Below are 17,625 nucleotides of genomic sequence, written 5' to 3'. Positions count from 1 at the left end.
TGCTTTAGCGTCCTTTGTTGCGATGAAAGCGGCTCGCTTTTTCAGTAACACCTAAGTTGGTTTGACTACGATGTGAAGCATGCTCAGCCGAGAGAGTCGCTTTTGTATGCTTTATCGCTTTACTCGCTAAGTTAACTTGTGCCTCATCTTGTGGATTGTTGGGCAATATACCAACCTGCATTGCGCTAGGAAATTGTGCATCGCCTATTACGCCGATATGCGGTTGTACAATCGCAAGTTCAGCAAAGTTGTCTATCATACTATTGATTTGGTTTGTATATGTGGCAGGATTACCGTGCAGAGGTAAATCATCAAGCCAATCAGTACGATAAGCAAAAGCCTGTTGACGAGTACTGTCAGGTAATGAGGTATCAAGCACTTGTTGATAGCGGAACTGATTCATTATTTGATTTGGCACTCGAGCAGGCCAAAATGTCGGTAAAAATGGATCGTACTCAGAGCTGTAGCCATCTCTACAGCTCGCGGTATCAGTTTGCCAAGGAATAGCCATCCAGCGTGTTATCCCGCCTGCTACTTGACCACCAAATAAAGGTCCTTGCGCGAGGGTATAAACGTCGCTATTCATCACAGGACCATAATAGTAACGGTCACTTTGTAAGTCGGCTTGGGCGTGTTTGAGTCGAAATGCCGACATATACATGCCTGCAGTTCGCATTGGCCAAGTCATTTCACAGCCCGGGTGAAATGCATCAGCAAGGCAAAACTCCATCGCGCCGCGAGTAAGTAGTTCTGGCTGCTCAGCAATTGGATAATCATCTAACGCGGTTACATTTGCATGTGCCGGACAAGCTGATTGAGGGGTGTAATCATTAATAAAATCACCTTTCACCCATTGCTCTAAAAAGCTTAAATGCAAATTTGATAGCGTTGCATGCTGGCGCACTGAGCCCGTGGGAGGAATGCTAATCGCATCGCCATACAGCCAAGGCCATAGTTGTGGAGCTTGCGCACCGGGAACATCAAAACGACGAAAGTTATTAGACAGTGTACGGCGTAATTCCTGATAGGCAGGAGAGGGATCGCTAAGCTTTTCTAGCCATTCATTCGTGGTGTAATTAAACTGACCCCCCCAGCCAAATGCGCCAGCAAATCCGTCATTAACCCATTGTAAATCCGTCATTCGGGCAAATATGGGTTGAATGTCGTTAGTAAAAGAAGGTCGCTGTGGTCTTGCCAGCATACCAGCATCTACAGCAACGTCGCGCATTAAATCCCACATGGTGCGTACTGATTTTTGCATCGGTGCATAATCCGGTGGCGCGCAAATAACCCAAGCGGGTTCTACTCTTAGCGATATCCCCTGATATACAACCTCTGCTGTAATTGGGCCATCTGAGGTGTCATCATACCAGCCTTCATTATTTGCAAAGGTAATGGCTATATCGCCGTTTACGTTGCGTGACACGCCATGACCACCGAGCATTAGTAAGCGACCGTATTGATCACTGCGCATTTCGCCTAAGTACACATCCTGATCCATAAATTGGCCAATAAACTCATGCTTAGATTTTACGTTTTTGCCGCTTATACTGTGTTTGCCCCCTTTGATTAACAGCTTGCTACGATCGGCTACATTGTTATTACGCAGTAACGATGGCGGCGCATCTGCGGCTTCTGGAATATCTAAAGCAATTTGAAATTCGTACCAGCAGGCTTTTTGATTTGCTAATTCAGCATGCCAAGTAATGTCTGCATTATCGAGGGTTAGTTCTTTTATCGCTTTACCAGCGGCATTAAAACCGTAAATTCTAAACTCAGCTGCTTGGCGCTTTAATGCACCTGTTTTATCTCGGTAACTGTATTCATCAGTATGAGCTATGGGCTGCGGTTGTTGCGGGCCAATAAAGTAGCCTTTTTTACTATTACCCACGCGCATTACACCAATAGGCGGATAAATACCGGCATAAACAATACACTCAGAGTCAGTATCTTGATCTTGCTGTGGCTTAAATTCACTTAACTGTTTAGGCTCTTGTAGCTGCTGACCGTTGGCTGTATGTCGGGCATGAGCACTGGCCGCATAGGCTGACTTTCGAGCCAATGCAATGCTACCTAGAGGCTCATGGGCGGCTAAAGTACGCCAAATATTAAACGCTAAGTTATTACCAAGCTCAGCTTGACCAATCGCGGTAATATTTTGTTGTGCTAAATGCAGCCGTGCAATACATACGTATGGGCTTTCTTCACAGCTCCACACGGCTTGTGCATTATCAAGTGGCATTGTTTTTGGGTTTGTTCTTAATTGTACTTCAAAGCGAAATGTTGCACTGCCTTGACGTAAACGTCGCTGCAAATCTAAAGCGAGGTAATTATTATCGACACTGGGTGCGCCAAGTTCACTGCCTTCAGGCACTAAGCGATATTTTACAATCTCTTGTTCGCCTAATTTGAACGGTAATATTGCCCAATAATTAGCGCTTAAACAGCTTGCTTCAACTTTTTGCATAGCCTGTAAAATATTGGCTGTTTGTATGTGTTTTGGATTATTTATATAGGCATCATAGTTTTTATCGATCACGCCTGCAGTGGTGAATTGGCACATCTGTTGCGCATTTTTTGTGAAAAATCGATCCATGTTTTGAAAAATAAAATCTGCGGTATCACCTTCGCCAATCAGCTTTGGCCCATCTACTCCAAAGAGCTTCACTGCCAATCCTAATGTGCTGTGCAAATCTGGTGAAGATGGTAACGTATCACTTGAAAAGCGAACTGCACATTCGTATTCTTTGCCTGCAAAAATGCCAATTTTAAATTGTGGGTCTATATCTGGATTGATAATAAAGTGGCCGTAAGCGATGCCATGTTGCTTTCTAAATACAGCTCGTTGTGCTGGCTGTTGACCTTTGTCTATACGCGGCACTTGACCAAGGCCAACAAACATTTCAGTTAACCGCTGGCAGGCTAGTTCAACATCTTTGTCATTTGACCAACATGGCACATTGTTAGCAGTTGCTAGCGTTTTAATACTGCGATTTTTGGGTTTCTTAGCCATTATTATATTCCTTATAGTATTGAAGCGGCTCTAGAGGTATTAGCTCTAAAAGTCCTTTTAAGCAAGTTCACTATTATTAAGCTGACTGAACATTTAGTTGTTTATTAGTGCTGCGTAATTTTTCAAAATTATTAAATATATGGCTCACAGCCATGCTTGGTATTCCTACTGTTACTAATTAACTAACTTTTTAATCTGTAAAAGTAGAGCAATAATGGAAATAAAACTATTACACGGTATTTCACGTGCTATTTATAGGATGTGTTAGGTATTTTCAGGGGGTGATACAACAGAGCCATCAATATAAGCATAGTTGCTTTTGGTCGCAGTAATGATGATGCCAACAGTTTAATGAAGTCATGAACTGTAGCATTGAACAATTATTTTAAGGGTTAACTCATACGTTAACAGTATAAATTGGAAGCTCTTTATTTGCCGGTTGTTTATTAAAAAGAAGACGCGAGAGAAACTCACGCCTCCTATTTTCACTATCGACTTCGCGCTATTATAAAGCTTTAAATCTAATTGCTGTGCCGCCGCTGGTGGCAAGTTTAAGCGTTAACTTATCAGCAGCTGTGACTATGCGCTTTTCGATTTTTAAATCGTATGGGTTGTTTTTCCATTCAGCATTATTACCATCACGATAAATTTGTGCCTCAAACTTTTTACCTTGCTCTAAGAAGTCGAGTTTTATCTCTATGCTGCGAGCTTGCTCATCGGTTACTGCTCCTAAAAACCAGTCGTTACCAGAGTAGTTATCACGCTTACGCTCTTTGCGAGCAAACACCACGTAATCGCCAACCTCCCCCGCTAGTGCGATACTTTGTTGCCAATCTGTTGGTACGTCTTGAATAAATTTAAATGCGTCCGGTTTGGCTAAATAGTTACGCGGAAGATCAGCGGCCATTTGGATTGGACTATACATTACGACATATAACGCGAGTTGTTTCGCAAGTGTGGTTTGTGGACGATTTGTATCACCACCTAATCCATTAAAACTCATATCAAAAATGCCCGGTGTAAAGTCCATTGGCCCAGCTAACATACGGGTAAAGGCGAGCATTGGAATATGCTCTGGTGGATTTGGCGGTGTGCCCCATGCATTAAACTCTTGGCCGCGAGCACCTTCGCGGGCTATCCAGTTCGGATAAGTACGGCGCAGACCTGTGTCTTTTATCGGTTCATGGGTGTTAATACTGATTTTATGTTTTGCAGCCAGTTGCACGCTGTGTAGGTATTCATTAACCATAAATTGGCCATCGTGCCACTCATGGCGAGCAATGCCGTTTTCATCAATGCGTTTGATGTTGCCGCCATCTGCTACGTAACCTGTTTTTACTTGGCTAACGTTAGATTTTTCGTACAGTGCGTAGGCGTCTTCCATCTGGTTGCGGTAGTTGGTTACGTTGCCAGACGTTTCGTGGTGGCCAATCAGCTGTACGCCTTTTTCTTTGCCATAGCGAGTTAGCTCTGCAATATCAAAGTCAGCGTAAGGTTTGGTAAAACTAAAAACATCACCATTGAAGAACCAGTCGCCATCCCAGCCAATATTCCAGCCCTCGACAAGTACCCCATCAAAACCGTATTTAGCTGCAAAATCCATGTAACGCTTGGTTTCTTTGGTGGTCGCACCGTGCTTTTCACCGCTGCCCCAAGTGTTCTCATTGATATGCATGCCCCACCAAATACCGACATATTTACCTGGTTTAACCCACGATACATCACCGAGTTTATTTGGTTCGTTGAGGTTTAAAATAATATCTGAGTTGATCAAATCAACGGCTTTGTCACCAATTTGAATGGTGCGCCACGGAGTATTAAATGCGCCGTGTTTTTTAACCGCAACACCATCAGACCAAGGCGTTAAGTCGGCTTGTAAAGTCCCTGGGCGACGTTGATTGAGCACCATCCCTGCATAATCAACTAATGCAGCTTCGTGAATGCTCACATGGACGCCATCAGCGTTTTTAAAGGTAAATGGAGTATGTGCAAGAGCAGCTTGTTGCAGTGGAGTGGTGTTATAAACATATTCATAACGGTTCCAACCACGAGCTGGGATCCACCATGCGGTGGCTTTATCCGCACCACTAATTGCAAATTCGGTTAGCTCCTTAGTGATTTCAATATTTTCAAATCCAGCTTGTTTAGGTACTTCGTAACGAAAACCGACGCCATCATTAAAAGCTCGAAAACGAACCGTGTAAGTGCCGCCTTGTGGCGCTGGCTTTTTAAACGTAACCGCGAGCTCATTATGTTTATCTATAATAGTTTGGCGTTCACCCCAAGGTTGCTGCCATTGGCTGTTATGTTGGGAGTTGTTGACGTCGGTTATTGTAAAACCTTCAGCAAAGGCGGCTTGTTGTTTAAATTCGAAGCCAAGAGCTGAATTTTCAATAACATCTTTGCCGTTAAAGCTGATTTTATAACTTGGTGTAGCTTGCTGATCCGAAATGGTTATTGTTATATTTCCGTTTGGGGATTGAATCGTCGCGTCTTTAGCAAAACAAGCACTTGAAAGTCCAAGCAGAAGTAGCAAAGGTAATCGCATAGCTGTTCCTTGAGGTGTAACCTAATTGAAGCATTTAGCATAAAGCGCAAGGGCCTAGATTACGAGATGACTGCATACGTATTCAGCTCATTAGTTAGCTTAGGTTAAATATTGAAAAATAATTAACGAGATATTTTTAACAGAATATAATTAACAAAAGATTAATCTAATTGGTTTATAATGAATGAAGTTAAATAAGAAGATATTAAAATGTTAAAGCAGACCTTCATTCTTTCATTGTGTTTAATGGTTTTTAATAGTTACGCTGGTACTATCACCATTAATGATCAACAGCAAAAACCGCTCGCTAATGCCGTCGTCTGGTTAACGCCTGCGGATAAAAGTGTTGAATTCCCCGCGCCAACTATACCCTTTATAATGACTCAAAAAGACCGGCAGTTTATTCCCCATGTGTTGGTGGTACCGCAAAATGCTCAAGTTGAGTTTCCAAATGCAGATTCAATCATGCACCACGTGTATTCGTTTTCCAAAGCTAAATCGTTTGAGCTAAAGCTATACCGAGAGCAACCACAGGATCCGATCAGTTTTGAGCAAACGGGCGTAGTTGAATTAGGCTGTAATATTCATGATTGGATGTTGGGGTATATTGTGGTGGTTGATAGTCCGTATTACGCAATGACCAATGAAAAAGGACAAATTGAGCTGGCGCTTGAGGCCGGAGATTTTACACTCAATATTTGGCACTCCGAATTTAGTGACATCAGCAAAACTGAAAGCAAAGCCATTTCACTCACTAGTGCGCCGGTTGTTTATCAAATAAAACAGGCGATTATTTCTCGTGTTGCGGTGGGCGTTGATGAATTTGACGATTATGAATAAAGCTTGCTTTTACCTAGGTGTAGTGGGGCTAACATTAACGTGCAATGCTTTTGCACAAGTAAAGGGCTTAGTGCAACTAAGTGCAGTTCAGGGTGATCAATACGTAAGTTGGCAACAAGGTGGCGTAGGGCTATACCGGTACGATAGTGACAATGATGTCATTGTTCTCTCTCAGGGAGTCGTTGATTTTAGAACTGATTTAACCACCGCTTGGTCAGCACATGGGGTTATTAATGCTTATCAAGATCCACAGCCGACTTTAGGTTTTAGCCAAGCATATTTGCAATATAAGCCGCTAACAGCGAGTAACTATAAATGGCATCTGCGGGTAGGTGGTTTTTACCCGTTATTATCATTAGAAAATCCAGATATGGGCTGGCTTTCACCATATAATTACACTAACTCAGCAATAAACTCATGGATAGGTGAAGAGGTACGTACCGTTGGGGTTGAGGCCACTATCAAGCGGCCAGGGCGCAGCTTTAACAGTACCCATAGCTTTGCATTGGTTGGCGCGACATTTAAAGGTAATGATCCTGCAGGAACATTACTAGCTTGGCGTGGCTTTGCAATGCATGACCGCCAAACGACCTTTAATGAAAGTATTGCGTTTGCACCAATCGCTTCATTTAATACCACCGCACTTCAGTATCAGGCAAATCAGGTATTGCCCTTTGAAGAGGTTGATGGGCGCTTTGGTTATTATGCAGGAATTCACTGGGATTATTTAAAAAAATCACAATTTCGTTTTTATTATTACGATAATAATGGCGATCCTGCAGCACTAAATAGAAGTACTGGGCAATATGCATGGGATACTCGTTTTAGCAGCGTCGCGTGGCTATATAAATTTACTGCGAATACGCGCTTAATTGCGCAAATGATGTCGGGCACTACCGCTATGGGTGCTAAACGCGGTGTAAATAATAGCTTCTATAGTCACTTTGTATTAGTAAGTCATAAAATGGCCAAGCATCGCATTTCAATGCGTTATGATTATTTTGAGGTAACCGATCATGACGACTGGCAATTTGATCCTAATGCCAGTGAAGGTGAAGGTATAACCGCGACCTGGCGTTATCAATTAACGCCGCAGTGGCAACTAGGGATTGAAGGTTCTGCATTACACAGCCAAGCGGATAATCGCATGGCGATGAATAATCCCAAAAACCTATCACAGCAACAAATTAGCTTAAATGTTCAGTGGCGCTTTTAATGGTAATTCAGATAGTTTGAACTATATTAAGGTGTGGCTGATGTTGTATTTTATGCAAAGGTGAAAAATGAACTTACAGAGTATTCGAATCAAGAGCTCACTCCCAATCGTGTTACTTGGGATTGCGATAATAGTACTGATAGCAGGCTACACGCACTTAATTAACTTACAAAAAGATGCGTTAGAAGCACAATCTGAGCGATTTTTAAATGCTATTTCAGTAGTGGTTAATAGTGATCGTGATCTCTACCAAGCTAAGGTAGCTGAATTACACTTAGTAACCAATAAGATAGGTAATGCCGAAGAACTGCAAGATCATCAAGAAAACGCACAGCAAGTGACCGATCGTTTTAATCAATATTTACATTTCTTATCAGCCTACCCGCAAGTAACGACGCAGTTTACTGGCTTTGATAGTGCCTTTGAAAAATGGTTATCAGCATCAAACGCGTTTATCAACGACCCGCAAAACAAGCAAAAAAATCAGCAGGCCAATACAGAGTTTGCAGCGCTGCGCGATATTTTAGATAAAGCAGGTGAACAAGCTGAGTTGACGTCGAAACAAGAAAAACAAAAATTGCTTGAGAAGATAACTACAACGAAATTGTTTTTACTGACTATGGTGGTGGTGCTGTTAGCCATTTCAGCTTGGTTCAGTTATGTGATCCCACGTCAGTTAACGAAGCAAATGCATTACGTGACTGCGAGAATTAATGATATTGCCTCTGGTGATGGTAATTTAACAGGACGTATAGCGATAGAAAGCCAAGATGAATTTGCCGAGCTGGCAACGGCATTTAATCGTTTTTTAGATAATTTGCAGCAACTGATCCGTGATATTTTAGGCCAAGCTAATGAGCTTAACCATTTAGGTACTGATTTAAGTCAGTTCGCAAATCAAAATAATCAGATCACTCAAAAACTCAGCCAAGCATCAGAATCAATTGTCAGTGCGGTTCATCAAATGAGTGTTGCTAGTCGCGAAGTGGCTAATGTGGCGCAGCAGTCTTCAAAAGAAGCTGATAACTCACAGCAACTGGCTAAGCAAGGTTTAACGGCTGTGGCTAATTCGAGTGATAAAATAGTCGCGCTATCTGAAAATATGGAACATGCCAGTAACAAATCAACCGAACTGCAACAAAGCTCTGATAATATAGCTAAAGTGCTGGAAGTGATCCGCGCGATTGCAGAGCAAACTAATCTACTTGCGCTAAATGCTGCTATCGAAGCGGCGCGTGCTGGCGAACAAGGGCGGGGGTTTGCGGTGGTCGCCGATGAAGTACGCACCTTGGCAACGCGCACTCAAGAAAGTACCAACGATATTCAAAAAATGGTTGAGCAGTTTGCCAATAGTGTCGAGCAGTCTTTAACGGCAATTAATGGTGGCAAACGCTTTGCAGATGAAGCCGTAGCCTCGTTTACGCAAACCAATGATGTACTTAATGCGATGCAAGAGTCATCAGTAAAAGTGAATGATATGGCTATGCAAACAGCCCAAGCTACCGATGAGCAAACAGCAGTAGCTGAAGAAATCAGTCATAATTTATCATCATTGAACGATCAAACCATGCAAGGTGGCGAGCTGGCACGTTCAACTGAAGAAGTTGCGGTAAGAATGAACCAATTAACCGATGAATTAAGCCGCCTAGTGCAGCGCTTTAAAGTTTAATTGTTTGCTGTAGGCAAAAAAAAGGGTTCGAGAGAACCCTTTTTTGCGTTGTTAGTATCTAATACCAATCGACTTAAATATTTAACCATTCTAGCGCGCTAAATAAAGCGCTAACTGCGTTAGTAATTTTTCATGTAGAACAACTACATGTCAAAATCTTTGCCTTGTTACCACTGTATTTTTCTGTCGCTATAAATGGTCAGTAACTTAAAACGATTGGTATAACGTTTACTTTTTTTCGAAAGCGCGCTTCATAAAGTTCGGTGTTGCTAATGCGCCATGGTGAATACCATTATTGTAATACTCTGTAGTTTGCGCAAGCTCTGCTGCTGCGTCTTCTCTAAAACCGGCGAATGCTTCATCTTTACGAGCAAGTGTTACTGACCATAAGCCACTAGGGTAAATAGGTTGTGGGAATGGCAGTGTTTGTAAGTCGTTAAAGCCTACATCAGTCATCGCATCGCGCATTTCAACCAGTAATGGCATATGCATAAGCGGTGATTCACTTTGTTGTACCATAATGCCGCCAGGGCGTAGTGCATTTAAACAGCTCGTGTAAAAGGCATGGTTAAACAAACCTTCACCTGGACCGACTGGATCAGTGCCATCAACAATCACGATATCGATTGATTCTGCTGCAGCTTCACGCATGTATTTAATACCGTCGTCAAACATTACTGTAGCGCGGGGATCTTGGTTTGCTTCACATAACTCAGGGAAGTATTTAAGTGACATTTGCGTCACTACTTCATCGATATCGATTTGTGTAACAGACTCAACGCCCGGGTGCTTGAGTACCTCACGTAAAGTGCCGCAGTCACCACCACCAATAATAACTACATTTTTTGGGTTTGGGTGTGCAAGTAGTGCAGGGTGGCTGATCATTTCATGGTAAAAAAAGTTTTCACGGCTAGTTACCATCGTACAACCGTCAATAATCATTAGATTACCGAAGTCTGTTGTCTCGTACATTTCGACTTTTTGAAAAGGCGATTGCTGTTCTTCTAGCTTTTTGTTGATGCGCATAGAAAACGCACTGCCGTCACGTTCACTGATTTCTGTAAACCATTTACTTTGATCTAAATTTGCCATGTCGCTAGTTACACTTTTGAGTTGAGTATGAAAAAGGGGCAATTCTGCCAGTGCTTGGCGTTTTGCTCAATGAAATTTTATCAGTATAGCGAATATATTTTATCTTAGCTTTGGCTTAAAGGTCATTTTTTGTTAGCGTAGAGGGTTATGACGTACTAAAATGCGTGATTCCGCGAAACTTGTTAACTATAGAAGAATTTGCCATGACTTGGGGTTTAGATACAGCACGCTCTACATATAACGTTGCTCATTGGAGCGATGGTTACTTTGATATTAATAGCCAAGGTGAGCTGGTTGCTTTCCCAGATGGCGATCAAACGAAAGCCGCTATTTCATTAACCGAGTTAACGGAACAATTTAAAAAGCAGGGTTTAACGTTACCAGTATTAGTACGCTTTACCGATATCTTGCAAAATCGTGTAGATACTATGACCAGCGCATTTAGTAGCGCGCGCAATGCCCGTGCCTACCAAGGTCAATATACTTGCGTATATCCGATCAAAGTAAATCAGCAGCGTTCAGTAGTAAGTAAGTTATTGGCGCACCCAAGTGGCTTAGTCGGTTTAGAAGCCGGTTCAAAGCCTGAGTTAATGGCGATTTTAGGTGTGGCAAAACAACCGATCACTATTGTTTGTAATGGATACAAAGACAGTGAGTTTTTACGTTTAGCATGTATTGGCCAAGCGATGGGCCATAAAGTTAAAATCGTAGTTGAAAAGCTATCTGAGTTAACAACGTTATTAGCCGAGATTGAAGATCTAGGCATCGAGCCTGCCATTGGTATTCGCATCCGTTTAAACTCAGTGGGTAAAGGGAAGTGGCAAAATACCGGTGGCGAAAAAGGTAAATTTGGCTTAACAGCTGGGCAAGTATTAACGGCCGTCGAAGTACTCAAAAAACACAATAAGTTGCATTTAATGCAAATGGTACATTTTCATATAGGCTCACAAATTGCCAATATTCGCGATATTCATCGTGCTTTACGTGAATGTTCACGCCACTTTGCAGAATTAAGCCAGCTAGGTGTGCCATTAAATACCGTTGATGTAGGTGGTGGTTTAGGCGTTGATTACGAAGGTTCTGGCTCGCGCAGTGCCTGTTCCATGAACTACACAGTCGAAGAATATGCTCGTAATGTGGTGAATGCGTTTGCTGAAGTGTGCGAACAGCATGACTTAGCGCATCCGGCTATTATTACTGAATCAGGCCGTGCGTTAACTGCTCACCACGCAGTGCTGATCACTGATGTGATTGATGTTGAGCAAGCACCAAATCACAGCAACCCTAGTGCACCTGAGCCAAATAGTGCGTTAGTGTTAGATGAAATGTGGCAGTGTTTACAACGCTTAAACCCACGTATGGCGCTAGAAATTTACCATGATGCAATGCACTTATTTAGCGAAGCGCATGACCAATACGTACATGGTTTAGTAAGTATGTTGGAGTGGGCGAAAATAGAGCAGCTGTATTTTACTATTTTGCATCGCGTGCGAGCGTCATTAAGCAATGCGCGTGCTCACCGTGAAGTACTGGATGATTTAAACGAAAAATTAGCCGACAAATTATTTGTGAATTTTTCATTGTTTCAGTCATTGCCAGATGTCTGGGGGATCCAGCAATTATTCCCGGTAATGCCGATTGAAAACCTTGATAAGCCGTTAACGCAACGCGCTATCATTCAAGACATTACCTGTGACTCAGATGGGCAAATTCGTGAATATGTTGAGGGAGCAGGGATCGAAACAAGCTTACCTATTCCACAATATGTACCTGGGCAACAATACCACATTGCGATGTTTATGGTGGGAGCTTACCAGGAGATTTTAGGTGATCTGCATAACTTATTTGGTGATACTGATTCAGTCCATGTAGAGCTCACCGAACAAGGTTATCAACTAACCAATGCGATCAAGGGTGATAGCGTTAAGGATGTATTAAAGTTTGTTGATTATGATAGCGATATTTTCTCGGATAACTTTGCTACCACAGTACAGCAACTCGACATTAGTGACTCTATTAAGCAGCAGTATTTAGCTGAGCTAAATGCGGGCCTTGAAGGGTATACATATTTTGAAGATTAATTGCGATACTCTTGTATTGCATTCTAAATTGCCGAACAGTTTTAATGAAAGGAATTAAGTAGTAATGTCTTGGATCCGTTGTGTTTTTAGTATTTTCTTTTACACCATAAATACACTAATTTGGTTTGTTCCCATTTTTATTTGTGGCCTAATTAAACTTATCCCTATCAAACCGTTACAAAAGTTAATGAGTTGGACAGCTAAGCAATGCGCCTCTATTTGGGTTACGTTTAATACGTTAAATCAAAAGTTATTAACACCAACCAAGCTAAGTGTAACCGGCCTTGAAGAGCTCAAACTAAAAGACTGGTACTTAGTGATTGCCAATCATCAGAGCTGGGTGGACATTTTAGTTTTACAGCGTGTGTTTAATCGTAAAATTCCATTTTTAAACTTCTTTTTGAAAAAAGAATTGATATACGTTCCTGTTCTGGGGCTATGTTGGTGGGCGCTCGACTTCCCTTTTATGACTCGTACCAGCAAAAGCCAATTAAAAAAGAATCCTAAATTACGTGGTAAAGATTTAGAAACAACCCGTAAAGCCTGTGAAAAGTTCAAAGAAATGCCGGTGAGTGTGGTTAACTTCGTTGAAGGTACTCGCTTTACAGCGCAAAAACATTCGCGCCAAAATAGCCCGTTTCCTCATTTACTCAAACCTAAAGCGGGTGGGGTGGCGTTTGTGATGCAAGCTATGGGTGAGCAAATCTCTAAAGTGGTAAATGTCACTATTCAGTATCCTGAGGGCATTCCTACGTTTATGGATTTTGCCAGTGGACGAGTAAAACAAATTAATATTTATGTAGAAGTGATGCCGGTAAGCCAAGAGTTGATAGGTGATTACACGGGAGATTCTGAATTTAGAGTACGTTTTCAATCAGAATTAAATCGCTTATGGCAAGAGAAAGAACAACAGCTTAGCGAGTTTGAGCAAAAACTTAAGTCATAGTCGCAAATGCTAATAGGTAACGGCCCAAATCAGTACTGTTAAGCTTGTATTGGTTTTGGGTTTGTTACAGTGTTAAGCAACAATCAATATAGCTAAAATGACTGTTATTGAGCCTCCCGCAGCAAGGAATTAGAATTATCATGACGACTCCAACTCATTTACAGCAATTTGTGCAGCCTTGGTTTCAGGGTATGCCTGACACAGTATTATTCAGTTCTCTTACAGCCACTGCAATTGGAGTGTTCTCGCTGTTAGTGGTGTATTTATTTACCCGCCGTTTAATGCTACCAGGTATTCAAAAGGTGGTGACTAAACTTTCTCCTGAGCGAATTGGGCTATTGGCGCCTATGCTGACAAAACTTAATCGTCGTTTTGCCGGGATGTTGTGCTGTGTATTATTCTTAGCAACATTTGATAGTGTTTATCCAGTTACTGAATTTGCTGCTGAAGTGCTGAAGACGATTGGCCAAACTTTATTAATTATTCATGTTGGCTTTATCATCAGCAGCATAGTAAGTATTGCAGGTGGCATTTATAACCAACTAGAGTTTGCTCGCGAAGTGCCGATTCAAGGGCTGATCCAAGTAGTAAAACTTATTACCTTTATGATTTGTGTGATTTTGATTGTCAGTATCGTACTGGAAAAATCGCCAACCTATATTCTTTCAGGCTTCGGGGCAATTGCTGCGGTGACCTTGTTAGTATTCAAAGACACTATATTAGGTTTTGTAGCCAGCATTCAAATTGCAGCAAATCGTTTAGTAACCTATGGTGATTGGATCCAAGTAGATAACTATGGTGCTGACGGCGAAGTAATTGACCTTGGGTTAAATACCGTAAAAGTACGAAACTGGGATAACACTATCACCACTATCCCCACTTATATGCTGGTGGCCGGCTCATTTAAAAACTGGCGTGGTATGCAAGAATCTGGAGGTCGTCGGATCAAGCGCTCACTCAATATAGATATGAATAGCATTCGTTTAGCTGATGACGAGCTGACTAAAACGATTTCTCAAACTATCGCTTTAAAAGAATATATTAAGATGAATACCTTACCTGATCCGGTATCAAATTTAGGGTTATTTCGTCGTTATGCTGAAGGATATTTAAAGCAGCACAGTAAAATAAACACGTCACTGACATTAATGGTGCGGGAGTTACAACCGTTAAATCATGGCTTACCGATAGAGTTTTATTGTTTTAGTGAAGATAAGCGCTGGATATCGTACGAGCATCTGCAAGCAGAGATCATGGATCATCTACTTGCGGTATTACCTATTTTTGACCTACGCGCTTATCAAAGTGTCTCGGGGCAATTTAGTCCTGCAGCAATCACCCCAACCGCTATTAAACCTACCATTAAAGTGGCAAATAATACTGAAGTAGGCCAAGGCTAACAAATACGATTAATAGCCACCAAATAGGTGGCTTTGCTAACCTTAGCCATGCAAAAGCTGCAACAACAATCACAATATGCCAAATGTTGTGAACTGCGGATGTCCAAATTGGTGAATACAATGCAGCCGCTAAAAAACCCACCACAGCGGCATTAAGCGCGGCAATACAGCTGGCAAAGCGGGGGCGTTCAGATAATTGCAGCCAGCTTTTTTGAAATGCTAACATTAATAAAAAACCAGGAGTAAAAATCAGTAAGGTTGCAATCACCGCACCAACAAGCGGCTGCTCGCTATTAAGCTCTGCGCCTAAATAACTAGCAATGGTGAACATTGGCCCAGGCACCGCTTGTGCGCTGGCGTAAGCTGATAAAAATTGCTCAGTGTTTAAACTTGGTAAGCCAGCTTGAAGTATCGGCAATACCACATGACCGCCGCCAAAAACCATAGCCCCAGCTTGATAAAAGGGTGCAAAATCTGCAAATTGAGAACCTAGTGGGACAAAGCTCACTAGCAATAATAGTGCAAATAGAATGAGTGCAGGCCAGTTAACTGTGCGCTGCTTAGTTGCTGTTTGATTACTTTGAGCTAGATTAAGCAATGGCCATATTGCGCCAATAGCAGCGGCTGCTAATAGAACCAATATTTGACTGCTCAGGCTCGGTAATAAGATCAGCACTAAGGTACTTAACATAGCAAGCGCTTTGAGTACCCAGCTAGTACAAAAGCTTTTTGCCATACTCAGCGTAGCATCGGCCACAATTACTACGGCAAATAGTTTTAAACCGGCAACTATTGCAAAGTAAATAGCATCAAATTGGTGGGCGCTAATCGCTAATAAAGCCATGATCAAAAAGGAAGGTAAGGTAAAGCCAACAAAAGCAGCAATACCGCCTAATACGCCTGCTCGCTCCACACCAATAGCAAAACCCACTTGGCTAGACCCAGGTCCAGGCAGAGCCTGACTAAGACTGATTAGTTGTGCATAACGTTGAGCATTGAGCCATTGCAAGTTATCAACAAAATGACGTTTAAAATAACCTAAATGTGCAGCTGGCCCGCCAAAGCTCATGCAACCAAGTAAAAAAAACTGCTTAAAAATAGCTAGTAACATGAATTCTCTCGTTTCTTATTGCCGTAACAGCTAAGTATGACAAAATTTCGTGACAATTTTATGGTTTTTAATCTTTGTACCTGTCTACAATGTAAAAAAGGCTTTGTTAAAGTTAAGTAGTTATGCGATTTATTGTTTATATTTTTATAATTTTTGCCTTTATAAACTATGCCTATGCTGCAAATGAACCTAATGCGGCTGTGCAAAAAATATCGTTAGCCGTGGATCATGCACCACCGTATAGCCAAATTAATCAAAATGGTGAAGTATCAGGCGCGATTGTTGATATTTTTCGGGAGATGAAAAAGCAACTTCCTTTTAAGTTAGAGCTGGTTGGTTGCCCATTTTCACGCTGTGTAAGAATGTTAGAGCAAGGCGAAGTTAATGCGATGGGAGGTTTGATCCTCACACCTATGCGTCAGCAAGTAATGCAATTTGTAACCCCACCTTATATGGTTTTAACCTCGTCATTTGTATTTTATGCACGCGAAGATAGCCAATTACAAATCAACAACTATGACGATTTATATGGTAAAAAAATTGCGATTATGCGAGGTGCCGTACATTTTAAACGTTTTGATGAAGACGATGAACTGACTAAAATAGCTGTTTTAACAGAAAGCACAGCTATTAACCTATTATTGAAAGGGCGTGCAGATTTAGTTATTGCCGTTGAAGATACCGCGGATCATGCTATGAGTGTGCTGAATCAGCCAGCCAATAAACTAGTTAAAATGCAGTATCGTTTTAATGACATAATCTATGGTTATCTCGCTTTAAGTAAACAGTTTTCAGTAACCCCATTAGCGCAGCAGGTTGATGCGCTAATGAAAACAATGGCTGCCACTGGTCAGCTAAATACATTAATTGCTCCCTATGAACTTCCTCCTCTTAACGAGCAAGCGCTGAGCTTTTAACATCTTCTTCATATTTCGTTCATTACAATGTTTGCATACTAGCTGTTAATGAAAGAATTAATAACCAAGGAAATACCATGACTTTAACCAAACCATTACTAACAGCGGCTATTGTTGGATTATTATTAACGGGTTGTGAGACCACCAACACAGGAATGGGAGCTGGTATTGGTGCAGCTACAGGCGCAGTACTTGGTAAGGCAACCGGAGATCATGATGATAAACGTATCTTCATTGGTGCCGCTATTGGCGCACTAGCCGGCGCTGCGGTTGGTGACTATATGGATAAACAAGAAGCGGCTTTTCGTGATGAGTTAGCCGGCTCCGGTGTTGAAGTTGTGCGTGAAGGCGATAACTTACGTTTAGTGATGCCAGCTAATATAACTTTTGCCACCGACCAATCGTATATTTCATCTGGCTTTCATAACACCCTTGATGCTATTGCTAAAGTGATGAATAAGTACGAAAAAACTTATTTAAGTATTGAAGGCCATACCGATAGCACAGGTAAAGATAGCTACAACATGACGTTATCGCAACAGCGTGCGCAGAGTGTGAAAGGTTACTTAGTGAATCAGCAAATTCTAGCTGGGCGTGTGAGACTAATTCTTGCGGTCTATTTTGGACAATTTTCAATGTATACAAGCTCCATGCCACGTGCGCTAATGTGCAGTCTTTCATTTCCCCTTTTTCCTTTTCGTCCCTCTTCATGTTTTGTCTTCTTGATTTTCTCCCTCACTCCCTTTTTTTTATTCTTTTTTTCTTCCCTCTTCTCTCTTCCCTCTTCCCTCT

Annotated in this window: 11 protein-coding genes and 1 pseudogene; 8 read left to right on the top strand and 4 right to left on the bottom strand. The window is 41.7% G+C overall.

The window, feature by feature from the left end; translation table 11 throughout:
- Positions 1-4: 4 nt before the first annotated feature.
- Together H5182_RS17670 and H5182_RS17665 are read right to left on the bottom strand one after the other, a co-directional pair.
- Positions 5-3,013 (bottom strand): LodA/GoxA family CTQ-dependent oxidase, encoded by a 3,009-nt coding sequence (locus H5182_RS17670; protein ID WP_182760394.1) that lies wholly within the window; start codon positions 3,011-3,013, stop codon positions 5-7.
- Positions 3,014-3,518: 505 nt separating this feature from the next.
- Complete coding sequence (locus H5182_RS17665; protein WP_182760393.1) at positions 3,519-5,561, bottom strand: glycoside hydrolase family 97 protein; 2,043 nt, start codon at positions 5,559-5,561, stop codon at positions 3,519-3,521.
- 210 nt (positions 5,562-5,771) lie between these two features.
- Between H5182_RS17665 and H5182_RS17660 the strand changes: the two genes are divergently transcribed.
- The 3 genes from H5182_RS17660 to H5182_RS17650 all read left to right on the top strand — a co-directional run bounded on the left by H5182_RS17660 (position 5,772) and on the right by H5182_RS17650 (position 9,286).
- Positions 5,772-6,401: a methylamine utilization protein gene (locus H5182_RS17660; protein ID WP_182760392.1), complete on the top strand. Its 630-nt coding sequence runs from the start codon at positions 5,772-5,774 to the stop codon at positions 6,399-6,401.
- Positions 6,394-7,617, top strand: a complete 1,224-nt coding sequence (locus H5182_RS17655) for a hypothetical protein (protein ID WP_182760400.1) — start codon at positions 6,394-6,396, stop codon at positions 7,615-7,617. The genes H5182_RS17660 and H5182_RS17655 overlap by 8 nt, the downstream gene beginning before the upstream one ends.
- Before the next feature lie 67 nt (positions 7,618-7,684).
- The gene (locus H5182_RS17650; protein WP_182732332.1) at positions 7,685-9,286 is read left to right on the top strand and encodes a methyl-accepting chemotaxis protein; all 1,602 of its coding nucleotides are present in this window, start codon (positions 7,685-7,687) and stop codon (positions 9,284-9,286) included.
- Positions 9,287-9,514: 228 nt separating this feature from the next.
- Here the strand turns inward: H5182_RS17650 and speE are convergent, their stop codons facing one another.
- A complete protein-coding gene (gene speE, locus H5182_RS17645) occupies positions 9,515-10,378 on the bottom strand; it encodes a polyamine aminopropyltransferase (protein WP_145241990.1) in 864 nt (287 codons plus the stop codon).
- Between the two features lie 203 nt (positions 10,379-10,581).
- Here speE and speA point away from each other — a divergent pair, with 203 nt between their 5' ends.
- The 3 genes from speA to H5182_RS17630 all read left to right on the top strand — a co-directional run bounded on the left by speA (position 10,582) and on the right by H5182_RS17630 (position 14,805).
- Complete coding sequence (speA, locus tag H5182_RS17640; protein ID WP_145241988.1) at positions 10,582-12,459, top strand: biosynthetic arginine decarboxylase; 1,878 nt, start codon at positions 10,582-10,584, stop codon at positions 12,457-12,459.
- 64 nt (positions 12,460-12,523) lie between these two features.
- A complete protein-coding gene (locus H5182_RS17635; protein WP_145241986.1) occupies positions 12,524-13,405 on the top strand; it encodes an acyltransferase in 882 nt (293 codons plus the stop codon).
- Between the two features lie 140 nt (positions 13,406-13,545).
- The gene (locus tag H5182_RS17630; RefSeq protein WP_145241985.1) at positions 13,546-14,805 is read left to right on the top strand and encodes a mechanosensitive ion channel family protein; all 1,260 of its coding nucleotides are present in this window, start codon (positions 13,546-13,548) and stop codon (positions 14,803-14,805) included.
- Here H5182_RS17630 and chrA read toward each other — a convergent pair.
- Positions 14,768-15,916 (bottom strand): chromate efflux transporter, encoded by a 1,149-nt coding sequence (chrA, locus tag H5182_RS17625; RefSeq protein ID WP_149983071.1) that lies wholly within the window; start codon positions 15,914-15,916, stop codon positions 14,768-14,770. The genes H5182_RS17630 and chrA overlap by 38 nt on opposite strands.
- Positions 15,917-16,038: 122 nt before the next feature.
- Between chrA and H5182_RS17620 the strand changes: the two genes are divergently transcribed.
- Together H5182_RS17620 and H5182_RS17615 are read left to right on the top strand one after the other, a co-directional pair.
- Positions 16,039-16,833, top strand: a complete 795-nt coding sequence (locus H5182_RS17620; protein ID WP_149983072.1) for an ABC transporter substrate-binding protein — start codon at positions 16,039-16,041, stop codon at positions 16,831-16,833.
- 77 nt (positions 16,834-16,910) lie between these two features.
- Positions 16,911-17,432 (top strand): annotated as a pseudogene (locus tag H5182_RS17615) (OmpA family protein); the annotation flags it as partial.
- Positions 17,433-17,625 lie beyond the last annotated feature (193 nt).

The sequence above is a fragment of the Pseudoalteromonas sp. SG44-17 genome, assembly GCF_014164235.1.
GTDB lineage: Bacteria > Pseudomonadota > Gammaproteobacteria > Enterobacterales > Alteromonadaceae > Pseudoalteromonas > Pseudoalteromonas rhizosphaerae.
This window is presented reverse-complemented; position numbering and strand designations above follow the sequence as displayed.